20 protein-coding genes are annotated in these 17,482 nt (G+C 69.2%); 6 read left to right on the plus strand and 14 right to left on the minus strand.

Annotated features, from left to right (window positions below):
- Window positions 1-435 precede the first annotated feature (435 nt).
- From AC0HI0_RS17870 to AC0HI0_RS17880, 3 genes are all read right to left on the minus strand, one after another.
- Window positions 436-738 carry a Rieske 2Fe-2S domain-containing protein gene (locus tag AC0HI0_RS17870; protein WP_480934318.1) on the minus strand — a complete coding sequence of 101 codons (303 nt, stop codon included), beginning with the start codon at window positions 736-738 and terminating at the stop codon, window positions 436-438.
- Between the two features lie 9 nt (window positions 739-747).
- Window positions 748-984 (minus strand): Rieske (2Fe-2S) protein, encoded by a 237-nt coding sequence (locus AC0HI0_RS17875; RefSeq protein ID WP_480933508.1) that lies wholly within the window; start codon window positions 982-984, stop codon window positions 748-750.
- 300 nt (window positions 985-1,284) lie between these two features.
- Entirely contained in the window at window positions 1,285-2,130 is an 846-nt protein-coding gene (locus AC0HI0_RS17880; protein WP_480933509.1) for an SAM-dependent methyltransferase, read from the minus strand.
- A 717-nt stretch (window positions 2,131-2,847) separates the two neighbouring features.
- Between AC0HI0_RS17880 and AC0HI0_RS17885 the strand changes: the two genes are divergently transcribed.
- The 5 genes from AC0HI0_RS17885 (at window position 2,848) to AC0HI0_RS17905 (ending at window position 6,437) form a co-directional block, all read left to right on the plus strand.
- Entirely contained in the window at window positions 2,848-3,330 is a 483-nt protein-coding gene (locus AC0HI0_RS17885; RefSeq protein WP_480933510.1) for a hypothetical protein, read from the plus strand.
- Window positions 3,330-4,178: a hypothetical protein gene (locus AC0HI0_RS17890; RefSeq protein WP_480933511.1), complete on the plus strand. Its 849-nt coding sequence runs from the start codon at window positions 3,330-3,332 to the stop codon at window positions 4,176-4,178. The genes AC0HI0_RS17885 and AC0HI0_RS17890 overlap by 1 nt, the downstream gene beginning before the upstream one ends.
- A 55-nt stretch (window positions 4,179-4,233) precedes the next feature.
- A complete protein-coding gene (locus AC0HI0_RS17895) occupies window positions 4,234-5,820 on the plus strand; it encodes a hypothetical protein (RefSeq protein ID WP_480933512.1) in 1,587 nt (528 codons plus the stop codon).
- 123 nt (window positions 5,821-5,943) lie between these two features.
- Entirely contained in the window at window positions 5,944-6,180 is a 237-nt protein-coding gene (locus AC0HI0_RS17900) for an ROK family protein (RefSeq protein ID WP_480933513.1), read from the plus strand.
- Between the two features lie 62 nt (window positions 6,181-6,242).
- Entirely contained in the window at window positions 6,243-6,437 is a 195-nt protein-coding gene (locus AC0HI0_RS17905; protein ID WP_480933514.1) for a hypothetical protein, read from the plus strand.
- A 143-nt stretch (window positions 6,438-6,580) separates the two neighbouring features.
- On the opposite strand, the gene AC0HI0_RS17910 is transcribed toward AC0HI0_RS17905, so the two are convergent.
- From AC0HI0_RS17910 to AC0HI0_RS17955, 10 genes are all read right to left on the minus strand, one after another.
- Window positions 6,581-7,372, minus strand: coding sequence for an enoyl-CoA hydratase/isomerase family protein (locus tag AC0HI0_RS17910; protein ID WP_480933515.1), 792 nt, complete (start codon window positions 7,370-7,372; stop codon window positions 6,581-6,583).
- Window positions 7,369-8,112: an SDR family NAD(P)-dependent oxidoreductase gene (locus tag AC0HI0_RS17915; protein WP_480933516.1), complete on the minus strand. Its 744-nt coding sequence runs from the start codon at window positions 8,110-8,112 to the stop codon at window positions 7,369-7,371. The genes AC0HI0_RS17910 and AC0HI0_RS17915 overlap by 4 nt, the downstream gene beginning before the upstream one ends.
- 24 nt (window positions 8,113-8,136) lie before the next feature.
- On the minus strand, window positions 8,137-9,114 hold the full coding sequence (locus tag AC0HI0_RS17920) for a 3-oxoacyl-ACP synthase III family protein (protein WP_480933517.1): 978 nt from the start codon (window positions 9,112-9,114) through the stop codon (window positions 8,137-8,139).
- Between the two features lie 61 nt (window positions 9,115-9,175).
- Window positions 9,176-10,216, minus strand: a complete 1,041-nt coding sequence (locus AC0HI0_RS17925; RefSeq protein ID WP_480933518.1) for a ketoacyl-ACP synthase III family protein — start codon at window positions 10,214-10,216, stop codon at window positions 9,176-9,178.
- A gap of 12 nt (window positions 10,217-10,228) precedes the next feature.
- Window positions 10,229-11,341 carry a VOC family protein gene (locus tag AC0HI0_RS17930; RefSeq protein ID WP_480934319.1) on the minus strand — a complete coding sequence of 371 codons (1,113 nt, stop codon included), beginning with the start codon at window positions 11,339-11,341 and terminating at the stop codon, window positions 10,229-10,231.
- Between the two features lie 46 nt (window positions 11,342-11,387).
- On the minus strand, window positions 11,388-12,176 hold the full coding sequence (locus AC0HI0_RS17935; RefSeq protein WP_480933519.1) for an SDR family oxidoreductase: 789 nt from the start codon (window positions 12,174-12,176) through the stop codon (window positions 11,388-11,390).
- Window positions 12,177-12,218: 42 nt separating this feature from the next.
- Complete coding sequence (locus AC0HI0_RS17940) at window positions 12,219-13,295, minus strand: zinc-dependent alcohol dehydrogenase (protein WP_480933520.1); 1,077 nt, start codon at window positions 13,293-13,295, stop codon at window positions 12,219-12,221.
- Window positions 13,292-13,684: a hypothetical protein gene (locus AC0HI0_RS17945; RefSeq protein ID WP_480933521.1), complete on the minus strand. Its 393-nt coding sequence runs from the start codon at window positions 13,682-13,684 to the stop codon at window positions 13,292-13,294. The genes AC0HI0_RS17940 and AC0HI0_RS17945 overlap by 4 nt, the downstream gene beginning before the upstream one ends.
- A complete protein-coding gene (locus AC0HI0_RS17950) occupies window positions 13,681-14,253 on the minus strand; it encodes a cupin domain-containing protein (protein ID WP_480933522.1) in 573 nt (190 codons plus the stop codon). The genes AC0HI0_RS17945 and AC0HI0_RS17950 overlap by 4 nt, the downstream gene beginning before the upstream one ends.
- Window positions 14,254-14,405: 152 nt before the next feature.
- On the minus strand, window positions 14,406-15,653 hold the full coding sequence (locus AC0HI0_RS17955; RefSeq protein WP_480933523.1) for a sedoheptulose 7-phosphate cyclase: 1,248 nt from the start codon (window positions 15,651-15,653) through the stop codon (window positions 14,406-14,408).
- 283 nt (window positions 15,654-15,936) lie between these two features.
- Here AC0HI0_RS17955 and AC0HI0_RS17960 point away from each other — a divergent pair, with 283 nt between their 5' ends.
- On the plus strand, window positions 15,937-16,983 hold the full coding sequence (locus AC0HI0_RS17960; protein ID WP_480933524.1) for an NADP-dependent oxidoreductase: 1,047 nt from the start codon (window positions 15,937-15,939) through the stop codon (window positions 16,981-16,983).
- Here the strand turns inward: AC0HI0_RS17960 and AC0HI0_RS17965 are convergent.
- Window positions 16,965-17,411, minus strand: coding sequence for a MarR family winged helix-turn-helix transcriptional regulator (locus AC0HI0_RS17965; protein WP_480933525.1), 447 nt, complete (start codon window positions 17,409-17,411; stop codon window positions 16,965-16,967). The genes AC0HI0_RS17960 and AC0HI0_RS17965 overlap by 19 nt on opposite strands.
- Between the last annotated feature and the right edge of the window lie 71 nt (window positions 17,412-17,482).

The following is a 17,482-nucleotide window of genomic DNA, read 5'->3' on the forward strand; positions in this document are numbered from 1 at the left end:
GTCGGCGGCGCTGGTGACCTCGCCAGGTTCGGTCTCGTCGTCGGGACCGTAGAAGGCCCTCAACGCCACCGCGGTGTATTCCCTCCGGTGTATGTCTCGCGCCGGTTCGGGGCACGGGCAGTCCAGGTGTGCTCCTCGGTCAGGACGACGAATTCTCGGCGTGCGTCGGCTCGGGCACCGGTGCCGCGTCGGCGCGGGGCCGGCTTGAGTGGTTGGAGTTCGGTTCGGTGGGTTCGATGCGGGGTGTATCGGCGGTCGGGGGGTAGAACTGGCGGGCCCAGTGCCGGTAGCGGCCGATGGGTCCGTCGCCGCTGGCGAGCCGAGGGAATGCGAACGCGGTGTGGAAGTACCCGAGCCCCGCGAGGTCTGCGGGCTGGTCGATCACAAGCGCGCCTATCAGTGGATACCGGCGAAGGAGGACGCGGAAGTTGACGGTCAGGAACGGTCCGTCTTCCTGCGGGGGGGGGTGGACAGGTCGAGGGTCCGGGCCGGCAGGGGGCCGAACCCGGCGTCGGGCAGTGGGGGGATCTCCCAGCTCGGTGCTGCGCCGTCGTGGCTGTGCCATGCGAAGATCAGGCCGTTGACCTCGCTGACCGGGTGATGTGTGGGGCGGGCTTTCGGCGGTGGCCCGTAAGGCGTTTTGACGCACGCGCCGTCGGGTCCGAAGCTGAACTCGTGGAAGGCGCACACCAGGTTCTGGCCGTCGACCTTGCCGCCGGCACCGAGGTGTGCGCCCAGGTGAGGGCATTAGGGTCGCACGATGCGCGGTATCCCGTCCTGGCCGCGGTACAGGACGGCGTCCTCGTCGAAGAACGGCACACTGGCCACCTCGCCGGCCCGCAGCTCGGACGACAGGCCCAGGCAGAACCACCCGTCGGGGTAAGGCAGTGCGGGCGCGGTGATCGATCGCTCGACGGGTGCGGGTGCGGCGCGGCGCCCACGGCCGACCGGGCGCGACAGGGAGCGTCGGGAGAGGTCAGGCACGGAGATGTCCTTTCCGGTTGTAATGGTTCTCCTGTGCGGTTCGTTCACAAGTTCGTGGTGCGAAGTCGGGTCGGATCCGTTCGCGCGGGCCGTGGTGCCGTTGTCGAATTCGTCTGGCCCCCCGGCGGGGGTATCGGGTGGTGCGGAATGGAAGTCGATGTAGCCGTGCGTACGACCGCTCCCTCATCCCCTGTCGTTCCGGGGGCGGGAAGCGACCTCACCGCGATCACCTCGGCAAACGCTTTCCCTCTCCGAGGAGTCGCCGACCCCACAAGAACACGGTGTGCCCCGACAGGCCCGTCAGGGACGCCGCGCGACGACGAGTGCGTAGCCGAGTTCCGGAATGTCCGCCAAAGCGCGCAAGATCTCGGCCATACGTTCGAGAAGCCCGGAAACCTGGTGGTCGTCGAGTTCACGACTCCGGGCCTGAAGACCGTCGGCCAACAAGGTGTAGGTGCGCCGGGAATCCTCGCCCAGGTCGGTGCACTCTACGATGTCCAGCCCGGCACCTCCCAGCAACGCGCGGTAATCGGGTTCGGTGATGATGTCAGGGATGTTGAACAGCAGAGCCACCTCACTCAACGTGTCCCTGTCTGCGCCATCGACCGGTGCGTGCACCACGAGATCGGTCATGACAACGCGTCCTCCGGGCCGCAGGACGCGGGCGACGTGCCGCAGCGCCCGAGCACGGTCGGACATGTGGGCCAACGACTCGATCGCGACAGCGGCGTCGAACCGGTGATCGGGGTAGGGCAGGTCCATGGCGTCGACGCGCTCGAACCGCGCGCGGTCGGCCACACCGGCCTCGAGGGCGTGCCGGTTGGCCAGTTCGACCTGGTGACCGCTGACGGTGATACCGGTGACGCGCACGCCTCGGCGAACAGCCATCTGCACGGCGGGGACGCCGGTACCGCACCCGACGTCCAGGACGTGGTGACCGTCGGCGGCGTCGGTGCGGTCGATGACGAGATCGGTCAGGCGTCCCGTCGCCTCCCGCAGCGGCGTGTGGTCATCGGTGCCGTCCCAGAGACCGATGTGAATCGTGTCGCCGAGAAGCCGGGCATAGACCTCGGTGATCTGGTCACACATCCTGGCCACCCCGGCGGTGCTACCGGCGGAAGGCGGGGCGTCCAGAGCCTCGGGCATGACGTGGTCCCTTACGGTCGGAGCGCCCTCGGGTACGGACGCGCGAAGAACATCGACTACGTGCTCAACCGGTCACCGAACACACCGTGACGCCGCAACGGTGAGATCGCCCCCGGAAAGCGGCACGACGACCATTCCAGCCCGCAGCGCGCCAACGCCCGCACGAGAGAAGCACTGCCCCCGACGACGCGGGACCGCACTCCGGCGGGGCCACCTCTTCCCTCGTAGACGTCGCACACGATGACCGTCCGCCACCCAGGGGACACCAGCGATCCGGAACCCGGTACCACCACCGACCTCCGGATCTGTCACGCCCTCGCCCCCGCCGTGACGCTGCGGCCGCCCGCCATCGACCACCCACGCACACGAACAATCCGCAACGGGTGACTCCCCGCCTCACCCTCCCCCGCCGGTCAGAGGCGATACCAGAAGCACGCCCAACTCCCCCGTGCAAGGACCCGCTACCCGCACGACACCCACGACCACCGGTCAACACCTTGACCACCACGCGCCCGCCGGACACGAGACCGGCAACCGTCGCGGCACAACAACCGGATCGCACCCTCGCACGCCACGACCCGTGGCCTCCCCAACAACCGACAGCCCTCACCGCCCAACGTCCACCAGACGACCAACTCCTCCGACCCCCACTCCCGCTCCACGACCGCAGGTCGCACTCACGCCCCGCTGAACCGGGGTTGGCCGCAGCCGTACCGGGTGCCGAAGCCCCTGGTGACCCGGATCGGGGCCGTCACCGACCTCACGGTGGCCGGCGACGTCGCGCCGGTCGCGACCGGGGGCGGCGAACTGTCCGATGTGGATGGAGCGCTGCCCGAGTACGGCACCGAACCTTTCTACCGGCCCATCTCCTTCGCCGACAACTGCGCAGAGGGCCACTGGGAGTTGGACGGCACGCAGCGCTCCCACTGGCGGGGCACCGGCCTGCACGACTACGGCGACACCGTGGCGGGCAGCCAGGTCCTCAGCCCGCTCAGCGGCTTCCAGAGCGCCGGACTGCTCGACGCCCATGTCAACGACCGCCGCGACCTCGACCGCGCCGACGTCGCCGCGCAGCGTGCCGCCCTGTGGGCCACCGACGAGCCGTCCCAGCGCCTCGACGGGTTCTCGGCCCGCATCGGCCAACGCGTCCTGGGCAGCGGGCCGCGCCGGCCGTGGTCGACCGGTTCTGCCGCGCCGTAGTGCCGACCGACACCCCGGGGCACTCCGAACCGGCCCGGCCGGAACCGTTCGTCCCCGACGCGGACACCGGCATCGTCGAACCGGACCGCATCGTGCAGCTCACACCCCTGCTGCTCCAGCCCGCCCGGCTCGCGATGCGGTTCCTCGACGGCCCGAGGGAGGACGCCGAACTCGTCGCGGGCGGCAACCCGGTCGCCGCGTGGCTGCTGCACAACCGGGTCGACGCCGCGCCGGACTCCTACGTACCCGGCGGCGAGGAGCTGGGCGACCTGCGGGTGACCGGCACCGGCGCGGACCTCCAGGTGTCCTGGAACGCCCTGCCCGGCTCGCCGATGCTCACGCTGGACGACCAGGCCGACGTGGCACCGTACACGCACGAACTCCTCGCCGGCGTCGTACGCCAAGGTCCCGGCGGGTTCCGCGCGTTGATCGCCCACATCGAGGAGGCTCTTGTCGGGATCGACCCGGAGGTACCGGACGACCGGGCACCGGCCTACTTCGTCGGCCGGCCGATGGCGTCGGTCCGCGTCGGTATCGGTATCGAACTGCGCGACGCCACCCGCCTCGACGACGGGTTGATCGGCTACCCGCACGCCAGGGACGCCGACCGCTTCGAGACCGTGCTGCCCAGCGGCGGCGAGGACGACTGCCTGCGGCCGATCGACCGGGGTCAGCGGCTGAGGGTAGGCGCAGGCGGCACGACGACCGAGCTGACGCTGTCGTTCGACCCGCGTGGCGCGACCAGCACTGTCCGGGGTGCCGATGGACATGCCCGACGGAGTGTTCGGGAGACTGTGGCGGATGGACGTTCCGAGGTTGCAGTGCCCGACATGTGCGGTGCCCGGTGAGGACAGGTGCGTGGGGCCCGCAGGCCGGCCGCGTCACGACCACTTCCGTCGGCGCTTGGCATCCGCTGCCGTGCGGTGGGTCTGGCGCAGGATCCGGCGGCTCGACGCCGACGAGCGGCTGCGGCTCGGCGCGGCCATTCTCGCCGCCGGCGGCGACGAAAGCACCTCGCCGGACCGTATGCGATACGCACCGCTCCCTCCAGGTCTTGATCACGCGGTCGAGGTGCCGTCGATCGAGCTGGACTGGTCCGCCGTGGAGTACCGTTTGCGCGCTGCCTCGCACATCCTGTCGACGGCGGAGACGTTGTTACAGGGCCATGAGATCGGCATTCGGTTCACCACCCTGGGTCGCCAAGTCGGCGGGGTCCGCAGCGCTGTCAACCGCGGCTGGGAACTGTGCAACACGGCCTGCACGATGGACGGCCTGCGAGCACAGCACGGAATCGAACTGGACGAGTTGGCCGTCCACGTCGCGGTCCGTCACGCCGCACAGGTCGACCAGATCGTACGCACGCGCACTGCGGTGGCCCACGAGGTCGAGAGGTCGTGGACCGTGCAGTACCACCCGCACGGCGGGTTCGTCGCCCGTGACGACGAACCCGGACACGACCGCGCCCGCCCGGCGGTGTTGATCGGGGACGCGTCGACGCCGCTGGTCGCAGCCGACATGGTGGCCCAGTGGTTCACCGGCACGGCCACCGTACGAGCGCGTTTCGATCCCCCCGTGCCCATCGAGCCCGAGCTGGCCCCGATGGGCGACGACGCCGATCTCACCGACCGGTTGGACAGGGTCGAACAGATACTGGACGGCGGCGGCCCTTGCCACGAGCAGACCATCGCCGCCTGCCGCGAGGCCCGCAGCATCCTGCGGGCCGGTGACATCGCTTCGCTCCTCGCGCAACGCGCCGGGGTGCTCAACGCGAGCGATCCGCAACTGCCCGAGATCCGCGACCTGGCGACCGCCGCCACCGGGCACAACGACCACCATCGCGGCCGGCTGCACGGCGTGTGCTGGATCCCCACCCGGCTGGTCGTGTCCACCGGGACACCTGCGTGGGGCGACTTCGGCGGACACCGCCCGGAAGTACCCGCCGACATCGCCGCCGCGCTGGCCACCGATGTCGACCTCGACGTGTTCCTCAGGAGGTTCTTCGGCGGCGGCCCGATCCACCTGCGGCAGATCCCGGCCTGGGCGGGCCCTCTGTACGTGCGCAGCGCCGACGGCACCCACCGGATCCATACCGCCAGGATGCTCGACCTGCCCTGGCTGTGCGCCACGGTCAGCGCCTCGGTCCTGCCCATGCAGTTCAGGTTGCTCTCACTGTGCGCCAACGACGAAGACAACCCGCTGCGCTGGACCGACCCGGCCAATCACGCCCAACGCCTCAAACTGATCAACGGCTTGATCGAACGAAACATCCTCGACGCGGACGTAGTCGTGGACGATCCGTCCCGACCGTTGCAGACGACTTCGGTGGTGTGCCGCACTCTCCCGGCACCGTGGTTGATCCGCAATCCGCAGCTCGCCGTCAGGGTGAACGCGGTCTACGAGACCCGCTACCCGGGTGCCCTGGAACGGATCGGGATCCCCTTCGACGTGGGAACCAACGCCGAGAAGTGGATCGGCTGGCTGGCCGGATAGCCGGTGTGGCAGCAAGCGAGCCCAGGCGCGAGCCGACGTGGCGGCATCGGCACCGCCGCCGGGCCGACCGTGCGCCGTAGTCGAGGGCATCCAGACGTCCCCGCCCTCAGGGCCGATCCGCAGATGACTGCCATCCCTACGCGGTCCGGCCGCCGATCATGCCCGGCTGGGACGGCTACCCCCGTCGGCCGGTACATCGCAGAGGAGCTGGGCGTGCCCGTTGTCGTGGACAACGACGTCAACCTCGCGGCCCTGGGCGAAGCCGCCACCACCCCCGCCGAGAGCATGCCGCTGCTGTTCATCCGCATAGCGACCGGCATCGGTGCCGGGCTCGTGACCGCTGCAGCACCGCAGTGCTGACGGCGCTGCGGGCGACATCGGCCACAACCCGGTCGCAGGCCACGGCACGGTGCTCTGCGGCTGTGGGAAAACCGGGGTGCATCGAAGCCGTCGCGTCCTACAGCGCCATCCTCCGCGACCTCGGCCTGACCGAGACCACCGAGGACTACACCGGCGGCCCGCACACGCCGGCCCAACGCGTCGACCACGGCGACGCCACCGCGATGCACCGCATCCGCACACCGTTCGGCACCCGGTCTGCCAGACCGGACCGGTAGACCAGGTCTGGAGAGCGTCCCAGCAGGGTGGCGACGCGTCGCCGCGGCCGATGCCGAGCTTCCTCAGTACGGTCGCACAGCAACCACGCGGCCCGCGACGAATCCACTTCGGACAGCAACTCGCGGATCGCCTCGCACGCCTCTCAGCAACCCCGGAAATCGGCCCGCGCAGGTCCGTTCTCGACGAAACCACGCATGCCCGTGTCACGGTCCCGGGTGGCGAAGAGGTCGGTGAACAACGCCGTCTCCCACGTCAGCGCGCCCAAGAGGTCGCGGTCCGCGCCGCCGTCTATCGCCCGTTTCGCCGCACGCAGCGCCAATGCCGGACCTGACGTGAACCGCTGCGCCCACGCCCGCGCGGCGCCCGCGACCTCCTCGGTCGGCACGACCTCGTCGACCAGGCCGATGTCGAGAGCTTCGGCGGCGGTCATCGCCCGCCCGGTGAAGATCATGTCCTTGGCGATCGCCGGGCCCACGAGGCGTGGCAACCGCTGTGTGCCGCCCGCGCCCGGGATGACGCCCAGGTGGATCTCCGGCAGGCCGATCACAGCGTCGTCAGCCATGATCCGCCTGTCGGCGGCAAGCGCGAGTTCGCAGCCGCCACCGAGGGCGAACCCCTCGATCGCCGCCACCACGGGCTTGCCGATCTCCGCTACTGCGCGGAATGCGGCCTGGAGCAACGGTGCCCGCTCGCGCATCTCCGCGTGCGACATGGCGGCCATCTCCCGAATGTCCGCGCCGGCCGAGAACCGGCCGCCCGATCCGCGCAACACCACAGCACGCACGTCCTCGCGCGCCGAAGCCTCCTCCGCGACTCTGCGGAGCCGGTCCTGCGAGCGGGTGTCCAGCGCGTTGACCGGCGCCCGGTCGAGCACCACCGTGCCGATCCCACTCTCGACCACGAGCGCGATCGGCGTCCGCATTTCCTGTTTCATGCCCACAGCAGGCCTCCATTGACCTCCAGCACGTGTCCGTTGACGTACGAGCTGTCGTCAGCGGCCAGGAACACCGCTGCGGCAGCGGCCTCCTCGACCCGGCCCGGACGGCCCAGGGAGAACCTCCCTTTGTACTGCTGCCAGACCTTCTCGTTGTCCACGAGGGAACGACCCATGCCGTCGTCGAGGATGCCGGGAGCGAGACAGTTGACCAGGATGCCGTGCCGGCCGAGTTCGATCGCCGAGACCTTGGTCAGCGTCTCGATCGCGGACTTGGTCGCGCTGTAGCCTGCCGCGCCGACCGCGACGCGTCGCGACATGCTCGACGACACGGTGATGATCCGGCCGCCGCCGGCCGCGCGCATCGGCTCCACCGCAGCTCGGATGCAGTGGAAGGTGCCGCTGATGTTGGTGGTCAGCATCTCGTGCCAGCAGTCGACGGGAAGCCGCTCGACTCGGCCGTCGTAGTTCACACCCGCGTTGGCGACCATGACGTTCAGCCGCCCGTACTGAGTGACGACTCGGTCGACCAGGGCGTCGACGGAGTCGGCGTCGGTCACGTCCACCTCGTCGAACACCACCTTGCCGATACCAGGGTCCGCGAGGCGCACCTCCTCGGGCACGGCGCCTCGGGAGGCGCACACGACGACCGCGCCCTCCTGCGCGTACGCCCGGGCGACGGCCCACCCCAGCCCTCGGGTACCGCCTGTGACGATCGCGATCTTGTCCCCCAAACGCACAGTCCGCGCTCCGTTCAGATTCGGTCAGTACCAGGTGAGGACGGCCGCGCCGGCGGTCATCCCGCCGCCGACTGAGGCGAACAGCACACGCTCGCCCCGTTCCAGCGGGCGTTCGATCGCGCTGCGCCGCAGGGTCACCGGGATGGAAGCACCTCCGGTGTTGCCGTACTCGGGACCGGTGAGAGGAATCCGGCCGGCATCGATGCCCAACCGCTTGCCCAATTCCTCCAGCAGGCGCGGGTTCGCTTGGTGGAACACGAACCGGTCGATGTCGGCCAGGGCCGAGCCGCTCGCGGTGAGCACGTCGTCGATGGCGGCGGGCAAGGTGTCGAGGGCGTACCGCTTCACGTCGCGCCCTCGCATCCGGAACAGGTGGTCGCCCGCTGCGAGGCCTTCGGCAGTCAACGGACGCCGAGTGCCTCCGCCGACGACCTCGACCAGTTCGCGGTGCTCTCCGTGGGCGACGAGTCGGGACGCGTGCAACCCGTATCCGTCAGGCACGGCGCCCACCAACACCGCGCCCGCACCGTCGCCGAACAAGCTGACCGTACGCTGGTCGCCCCGGTCCATGATCGACGAGTACTTGTCCGCCGCGACCATGAGTACAGCCCGCGGGGTGCGCTCGACCAAGGCGCATGCCACGTCGAGTCCGTAGAGAAAGCCGCTGCACACCGCGTTCAGGTCGAAAGCGGGAACGCCCTGCAGCCCCAACTTGTGCTGCAGGCGTACCGCCGTAGCGGGCTGCGGCTGATCAGGCGTCGAGGTAGCGACTACTATCGCCGCGAGATCGTCGAGAGCGCCCGGTCGGGCGCGTACCAGGTCGAGCACCGCCCGGTGCGCGAGGTCCGAGGTCTGTTCCTCCTCCGTCGCGTACCTGCGAGCGGTGATGCCGGTGCGTTCCTCGATCCACGCCGGCGAGGCGCCGGTCCATTCGCTGATCGTGGCGTTGTCGATCACGCGGTCGGGCACGTGTGCGCCGACAGCGAGGATTCCTGCAGGCATGTTCCCCCCATGGATCGTGTTCGGACGCCTGGCAGGACGCCGGCTCCGATATGACGAGGCGTCAAGCGGTCGGACTCCACAGTGGCGTTTCCAGCGTCTCCACCAGTCCCGCGGTCCAGGTGAAACCCCCACCTACACCGATCAGCAGCACGCGATCGCCTGGGCGCAAGGCCCCGGACGAGGCCAGGTGGTCCAGTCCTGCGAATTGGTCACCCGCGCCGATGTGCCCGATCCGCCTGCCGTACTCCCAGGTGGTCTGCTCGACCCTCAACCCGAGCGGCTCCAAGCACTGCCGTTCGAGCAGGTGCGCGCCGAAGAACGGCATCACCACGTGCTCGACGTCGGCGACGTCAAGCTTGCCCTCCTCCAGCACCTGGTCCACAGCGCTGCGCAGCCCGTCGTTGTGCCGCTCCCAGACCTCTTCCTTGGGAAGGGTCCGCATGAACTCCTGTGCGCGGCGGTACAGGTCGACCGGGCGGTCCGCGTCGTGCTTGAACGGCCCGAACTCCTCGTCACCCCGGTGCAGACCCTCAAGGGTCGGATCCGTGGTGGTGCACAGGGAGACCAGGCGGGCAAAACCCCTGTCCCGCGACACCACAACCGCGCTGCCGCCGTCACCGAAGACCAATCCCGAGTCCGCACGCCAACGGTCGAACACCGGATCGCGCCAGCAGTCCGACGCGGTGACCACGGCGACGTCGGCGTCGGGACGGCCCCGCAGGTGCGAACAGGCCAACTCCAGGCCGGTCAGGCCGCCGTTGGAACCGTTGCGCACCTCCGAGATCAACGCGTTCGTCGCACCGAGGGAGCGCTGCACGTACGAGGTGGCATTCCACACGTCGATGCCGTTGTGCATCAGCACGGCGTAGAGCAGCAGGTCGGTCTCCCCAGGCACTCGGCCCGACCGCTCCAGCGCCTGCCGCGCGGCGGCCACGGCGAAGTCGGGCGACCGGACTTCCGGTCCGGCAACGGTGAGTGTCACCTGCCGGCTGCGCGCGGCCTCCTCCTGGTCGTAGCGCCCCTCGGCGATCGCGGCCTCCACCGTGACTTCCGGGGCGAAGCTCGATCCGGTGCCGGCGAGGTAGATGTCCTCCCAGCGCATGGCGTCCCCCTGTCAACGTGCGCCCGAGGCGCGGTTGTCCCAGCCGGCGGGCTCAGCGGCCCGACGGCGCACGTCGGTGTCGCGCTCATAAGGCAACGCGCCGTCCGGCAAGTTCAGCACCTCCATCGAGAGACCAAACGGCGCGGTGAAGTAGACCCAGCGGTCACCCGCGATCGGACCGTCGTGGATGTCCTGTGGCTCGCCGAGAACCTCCACACCGGGTTTTGCCCGCAGGTACTCCACGGCCGCGTCGACGTCGTCCACGTAGAAGGCCAAGTGGTGGCCACCCACGTCGCTGTTGCGCGGTCGGCGCGTCTCGGCGCCGGGCACGTGATACTCGAACAGCTCCAGGTTGTCGGTCGGCCCGAGCCTCAGCAGTGCCTGACGAATGACCCCCGCAGCGGGCACGTTGAGCTGGGTGGCCATGAACTCCGTGCCGAGTTCGACCGGGCCGATCCGGTAGAGCAACTCCGCGCCGATCACGTCGACGAAGAACTCGACGGCCTCGTCGAGGTCGGGCACGGTGAAAGCGATGTGGTCGACGTTGCGCGCACCGGGGATGCCCCGGCCGGACCCCCAGCTCTCGCACGGTCCGAAGCGGCGCCCCTCGACCTGGTCCTGGTAGGGCATCCGCTCAGGCACACCGTGAACTTCCATCTGCAGGCCCCACGGCGTGAGGAAGTAGATCCAGCGGTCGCCCGCGTTCGGCATGCCCTCTGGCATGACCTGGACCTCGCCGAGAATCTCCACACCGGGTTTTGCCCGCAGGTACTCCACGGCCGCGTCGACGTCGTCCACGTAGAAGGCCAAGTGGTGGCCACCGACGTCGCTGTTGCGCGGCTGCTCGGTGCGCTGGTCCGGCGCATCGTATTCGAACAGCTCGACGTTGCTGGTCGGGCCCAGTCGCAGCATCGCGATGTGCGCGGTGGCCCTGGGGTGAACGCCCAACTGACGGGTCATCCAGTCGCCCTCGGTGTCCTCGACAGGGCCGAGCCGGTAGGCGACTTCCGCGCCGAGCACGTCGACGAAGAACCCGACGGCCTCGTCGAGGTCCGGCACGGTGAAGGCGAAGTGGTCGACGTTGCGCGCGGTGGGGATACCGGTGCGGACGAAGTTCTCGGGCATGGTGGTCACGGCGGGAAGATCCTTCCGGTCGTTCCGATATCGGTTGTCAGACGGAGCCCGCGACAGCGGCGTTGGCGACGGCGGCGGTGAGCGAAAGCCCTCCGTCCACGACGACGGACTGGCCGGTCACGTAGCCCGCACCCCCACTCACCAGGTGCGCGACCAGCGCGGCGACCTCGCCGGGCGCCCCGGGCCTGCCGACCGGGATCGCCGGCCTGCTGATCTCGTCGGCGGAGGTGTGGGCGGGCACGCCATTCATCGGGGTGGCGGTCTCGCCGGGTGCGACGGCGTTGACGGTGATGCCGTGCTCGGCCAACTCCAGCGCCATGGTCTTGGTCGCCAGGCCGAGCGCCGCTTTCGCCGCGCAGTAAGCGGTGCCCCCGTCGATGGGGATGTGCTCGTGCACCGAGGTGATGTTCACGATCCGACCGCCTGCTCGCTGCCGGACCATGCGGCGGGCGGCCGCCGCTGCCAGCGCGATCGGCGCCAGCGCGTCGATGGTGAGCAGCCGCCGCAGATCTGCCACGGTCTCGTCGAGGATCGACGCACGCCGATTCACCCCGGCGTTGTTGACCAGCACGTCAACGCCACCGAGCAGGTCGAAGGCGTCTTCGCAGGCCTGGGTGGCCCTCTCCGGATCGGCCTGGTCGAGGTGCCACACCACGGCCTCGGCCCCCGATGCCTCCACCAGACGGGCGGTGCGCGCCGCGCCATCGGGATCGGTGCGGTAGCCGATGGCGATCGTTCGACCCGGAGCGGCGAGCGCCACGGCGCAGGCTTGGCCGATGCCCGAGCTGGCACCGGTCACGACGATGCGGCGAGGTGTCCAGGACATGGGGTCTCCCTGTGGTCGAGCAGGTTCATCGAACGGAACGGATCAACTTGGGACGCGGACGTCCAACAGCACCTTCGGCGCCCGGCGCGGCTTTTCGAGCAGGGCGAACGCCTCTCCGACCCGGGCGAGCGGCACCACGGAGTGCACAAGCGGCCGCGCGTCGAATACGCCCCGGCAGAACAGCTCGACCGCCTCCCCGTAATGGTCAAGACCGTGCCGGACACCTCGGACCACGAGGCCGTCCAGCACCACACGTCCTGCGTCCCAGCCGTCAACCCGCTCGGCGGGTACCCCGATCGCGGCCAGTCGTCCGCCCAGGTCGAGCAGGTCGAGCGCTGTCGACACCCCGGCAGCCGCACCGGATGCCTCGATGGCGGCGGAGTACGCTTGACGCGGCGCATCGCGGGGACCGAACGCATGTCGTGCACCGAGTTCGCGTCCGAGTTCGAGGGACTCGGGTTCGACGCCGACCAGGTCCACCACACCGGCTCGTTCGGCTGCGGCCTGCACCGCGAGCAACCCGATCGTGCCGCTGCCGACGACCGCGACCGAGTCCGTCCGGTCCAAGTCGATCGCGGCGAGACCTGCGAGCACCGTGACGGCCGGTTCGACCAATGTGGCCGCGTGGTCGTCCACGTCACGAGGCAGCACGGTGAGGGTGCGCGCGGGGACGCGGATGTACTCGGCGGCTGCCCCTTGCTGTCCGTACAGGCCGGTTTCGCGCATGGCACGGCACAGGTTGCGCCTTCCCCGGTGACACGCCGCGCAGAGACCGCAACTGATCATCGTCTGGCCGACCACACGCGTGCCCGGCGTGACGGCCCCACCGTCGCCGAGGCCCTCCACGGCGACTACGACTCCGGTCCACTCATGGCCGAAGACGTGGGGCAGCCGCGTACGCCCGTCGCGGACGTAGCTCGCGGTGCCGTGGAGCAACTCAAGATCCGTGCCGCACAGGCCGACGTGCGACACGCGCACGAGTGCCTCACCTGCGACGGGTTCAGGCACCGGTACCTCGATCAGATCGACTCTCCCCGGCGCGACGACGGCGGCGGCGCGCATGCTGCCGACCGGCCAATCACCGGGCAGCGCGGCGCGATCCGCCAGGCTCGCGTTCATCTCACGAGCTCCGGAACGCGGGGTGGGAGAGCTGCGGAACTCGCTTTCGGCCATGCCCGGACCAGCAGCAGGTCGACCCCGTCTCCGTCCGCGACCAGCACACCGGCCTCACCCGCCGGTACCAGGACGAGTGAACGCTCGCCCAGCGCCTGCTCACTCCGTGGCGCGCCGGCCGCACCGCCCCGGTGCATGACGGCAGTGCCGAGGACCACCAGCACCGCTTCGTCCACCTCGTCCACGAGCGTCAGGAGCGCCCCTGCCGCCAAGCTGAGAAAGTCGACGGACTCACATTCGCTGTACAACATCCCGCGCCGGGCCAGGCAGCGCCAGTCCGCCCGTAGGTCGCCTCCGAACCGCCGCACGGCGGTCGTGATGCCGGTGACGATCACGCCTCCTCCAACTGGTCCGGGACGGCGAGCGTGATGGTGAACAGCTCAACCGGTGCGCCCACCGCGTGAATGGTCACCGCACCGCCCAACGGCACGGTCACGCAGTGGCCGGCGACGACCTCCGCCTTGGCCGACTCCGAGGTGATCAGACCTTTGCCGGTGAGCACGAACAGGCTGTGCTCGGCGGTGTCGGACTCGAACCGCCGCTCGGCGCCCGGTTCGACCAGAACGACCTCGACCCGCCGCAGCGGCCCGCTGAACACCTGCGATGTGTCGAAGGCCGGCTCTCTCGCCATGTCGACCACCAGGGATTTACTCACCGGCACCTCTCCTTGCCTGGCGCACCGACCGGTCAAGACGGCGCTGGTTGCGGGGCTGAAGGTTTCGACGACCACCCAGTCGAGGTCGGTGTCGCCCGTATTGCGCAGACCGTGCGAGGTGCCCACACCTGTCAGTACCAGCGAACGCGGGCTCACCGGCTTGGGGATGCCGTTGAGCAGCATTTCCCCGCTGCCGCGCACGATGAAGTAGATTTCCTCGGTTCGCGTGTGCAGGTGCTCGCCGCTCATCCCACCCGGTGGCACGGAGGCCCACTCGACAGCCTCGCAGTGGGAAACCAGGTCGCGTCGACTGGCGAAGCACGTCCAGTGGGTCACTCCGGAGGCGCCGTGGACGCCATACACCTCCGAGGCGTCCTTCGTGGACGCTAAGAGCAACGCGGTCACCGGCCGGACTCCAAGTCGTGCAACGCCTTTGCCGCACCGGTGAGTTCGGCTTCGGTCAGGTCGTTGACAAACAACGCCGCCCCGATTCCCACGGGCAACGGCATGCGTTGCTGGCCGTCGCGGTGCGCCATGGTGCCGTAGAGAGCAGGTATCAGCACGTCGCCGGTGCACAAGGCGTGCCACGTCGGCAACCCGAGGTTGCGTATCAGGGCAAGTACCCGCTGCCGCTGCGCCGAGCTCAACAGGCCGCGGCGCTCGGCCAGCACCGTGCTCAGGGCCATGTCGACCGACACCGCCTCGCCGTGCAGCAGCTCCGGCAGAGCCCGCATTTCGATGCTGGGGCTGAACGCGTGGCCGTAGTCCACGACCCGCTCCAGCACCTGCTCCCAGAGGTTGGGCTGGAGTTCGACGAGCATGCCGTGCACAGCGCGCTCCAGCACTTGCACGGCCGGGTCGTGGGCCGGCATCGAGGTGCTCAGCCGCTGCTCGGGCGGGACGCCCTCCAGCGGGTCATCCTCGACTCCACCCTGGAAGCGGGTCGAAAGCAACTCGGCGCCGTGCAGTTCCAGCAACTCGAACAGCCCGATGTCCTTGATCAGCGCGATCTTGAGGATCTCGGCGAGCCCATTGGCGATGTGCCGGGTGTCGAGGGTTTGGAGGAACGACCGGTCGAGCAGGGTGCGATCAGCGGGGAAGTACGTACCGATCCGGTTCTTGTGCCCACCGAAGTTGACCCCGGTCTTCACCCCCACCCCCGCGTCGACCAGGCCGATCAACGTGGTGGGCACGCGGATGAACGGCGTTGCGCGCCGATACGTGCTGCTGACGAACCCGGCGATGTCCAACAGCACGCCTCCGCCGATCGCGATGAGCGGCTCACGTCGCCGGTCGACGCCGAAGCCGTCGAGTTCGGCGGCGAGCAGCTCCGCGGTTTCCAACGTCTTGTGCTGCTCACCCGAGGGCAGAACGCACACGTGGTGATCCACGTCGTTCCGCGTGAAGTACGCGCGGATACGGTCACCGTGGAGTCGGTCCACTTCGGAGTCGGTGACGATGAATCGGCGTAGGCCACCGCGTCTTTCGCTGCCTTCCAACAAGGTTGGGTTCACCGGGTCGAGAACCCCTTGACACAGATGTACTTCATAGCTGATCTTCTGGGTGGCGCTGATCGTCCAGTAGGAGATCGGACTGCCGACAGCGAGCAAACCCGTGGAAGGGCGCACGTCTGTGGATGCGTGATTCACGGCTCTCCTCGATGATGATGGTGCGAGCCGGCGGTCGCCGTCGACGCCAGCGATGCGCCCCGTGTACCGAGGCGGACTTGGGTCTTCGCTGGAACCCCCCAGCCGATTGACCACTGCCAGAGTGACGCGATAAGAATGTTCAGGCAAGTAGTTGGCAGCTCATCACCCGATCGGCGTAGCCTTCCGCCAATTTGCGATTCAGTGCAAGAAGCGGGCGTGAGGTGCACGTTTGCCTGGATTCCAGGCTATATGGGGATCTCCGCTTCGCTCGAAGACTGTATACATGCGACAACCCGTCTGGAATCTCGACACCCGGAAGAGTTCCAGTTTCATGCATGAACAAGTTCCTGCGCTACGCTCGGTCAACCGCATCAGGAAAGGGGGAGACATGCGAGCACTGGTCGTCAGCCAGTACGGCGGTCCCGAGGTGGTGGAGGTTCGGGACGTGCCGATCGAGCTACCGCGTTCCGGAGAAGTGCTCATCCGGGTTGCCGCAGTCGGCCTCAACCCGGTCGACCTCCAGTCCCGCGCCGGCGTCGTCCCGCAGGGCAACGGCGCTCCACCGTACGTGTGCGGCTGGGACGTATCGGGCACCGTGGCCGACGTCGGACCCGACGTCGTGGAATTCGCCCCGGGTGACCGGGTCTACGCGATGTCCGCGCAGGCCCCGACCGGCGTCGGCACCGCAGCGCAATTCGTCCGACTCGGTACCGGACTCATCGGCCGCGCACCCACTTCGGTCAGCCTGCTCGACGCCGCCTCGGTGCCACTGGCCGCACTGACCGCCGAACAGGCCCTGCAGCGGTTGGAACCGGTCGATGACGTGGGCACGCTGGTCGTAGTAGGCGCCGCCGGCGCCGTAGGGGCGTTCGCGGTCACCCTGGCCAAGCGGCGTGGCCTACGAGTGGTCGGTGTCGGGCGCCCCGGTGACGTGGACGAGATCCGGGCGCTGGGTGCCGATGAAGCCGTGGCCGGCACGGCCGAACTCCCGGTGGCCGGTGTGGACGCCGTGCTGGACGCGGCCGGCGTGCCGAAGTCCATCGCGTCGGTACGCGCCGGCGGTTGTTTCGTCACGATCACACCGCGCCGGGTTCCCGAGGCTGAACGGGATGTGCGGGTGATCGTTTCCTACGTGCAGCAGGACGGTCCGGCGCTGACCCGGATCGCCCGCTTGATCGACGACGGTGATCTGCCGGTGCGAGTGGCGAAGACCTTTCCCTTCGACCAGGCCGTCGCCGCGCACGAACTGTTCGAGGCCGGAGGGGTGCGGGGCAAGGTCCTGCTTGTGCCACCGCCCGTCGACACCGACGTTCAGTCGCCCGCCCGGTAGCGCAGGCGGGCGACGATGGGAGCGGTCATGTCATCCAGGGACGCGTCATCGAGCGCGGAGCTGATCTCCCGGCGGAAGTGCACCTTGGCCGACGTGACCGCCACGCGGCCGGCGTCGGTGATCCGGCTGAACACGCCCCGCTTGTCCTCCGCGCAGATGCACCGCTCAGCGAGGCCGCGCTGTTCGAGCCGAGCCACCAACCGGGTCAGCGATGACTGGTCGAGCCCGACCTCGGACGCCAGTGGAGACATGCGGACGCTGCCGAGGTCGGCCTCCGAAAGCACCATGAGCACGTTGAACTCCGAGATGGTCAGCTGCTGCTCGGCTTGCAGGACCTTCTCGGTTACTTCGTTCACCCGCGACGTCAGCAGCAACAGGCGTCGCCACATCTGGAGTTCGTCGCGGTCCCGGTTACGAGGCAGAGCCACGATGCTGTCCTTCCCGCTTGGACGTGACACGTCCCCTGGCTGGTGAGCCTAGCCCATCAGCCCTCCTTGCA

The organism is Saccharothrix sp. NBAS 001 (assembly GCF_056640475.1).

Excerpts from the sequence above, each read along its gene's own strand:
- AC0HI0_RS17880 (WP_480933509.1), bottom strand. The coding sequence starts at position 2,130 with ATGCCCGAGGCTCTGGACGCCCCGCCTTCCGCCGGTAGCACCGCCGGG.
- AC0HI0_RS17900 (WP_480933513.1), top strand. The coding sequence starts at position 5,944 with ATGACTGCCATCCCTACGCGGTCCGGCCGCCGATCATGCCCGGCTGGG.
- AC0HI0_RS17910 (WP_480933515.1), bottom strand. The coding sequence starts at position 7,372 with ATGAAACAGGAAATGCGGACGCCGATCGCGCTCGTGGTCGAGAGTGGG.
- AC0HI0_RS17920 (WP_480933517.1), bottom strand. The coding sequence starts at position 9,114 with ATGCCTGCAGGAATCCTCGCTGTCGGCGCACACGTGCCCGACCGCGTG.
- AC0HI0_RS17925 (WP_480933518.1), bottom strand. The coding sequence starts at position 10,216 with ATGCGCTGGGAGGACATCTACCTCGCCGGCACCGGATCGAGCTTCGCC.
- AC0HI0_RS17930 (WP_480934319.1), bottom strand. The coding sequence starts at position 11,341 with ATGCCCGAGAACTTCGTCCGCACCGGTATCCCCACCGCGCGCAACGTC.
- AC0HI0_RS17935 (WP_480933519.1), bottom strand. The coding sequence starts at position 12,176 with ATGTCCTGGACACCTCGCCGCATCGTCGTGACCGGTGCCAGCTCGGGC.
- AC0HI0_RS17940 (WP_480933520.1), bottom strand. The coding sequence starts at position 13,295 with ATGAACGCGAGCCTGGCGGATCGCGCCGCGCTGCCCGGTGATTGGCCG.
- AC0HI0_RS17950 (WP_480933522.1), bottom strand. The coding sequence starts at position 14,253 with ATGAGCGGCGAGCACCTGCACACGCGAACCGAGGAAATCTACTTCATC.
- AC0HI0_RS17960 (WP_480933524.1), top strand. The coding sequence starts at position 15,937 with ATGCGACAACCCGTCTGGAATCTCGACACCCGGAAGAGTTCCAGTTTC.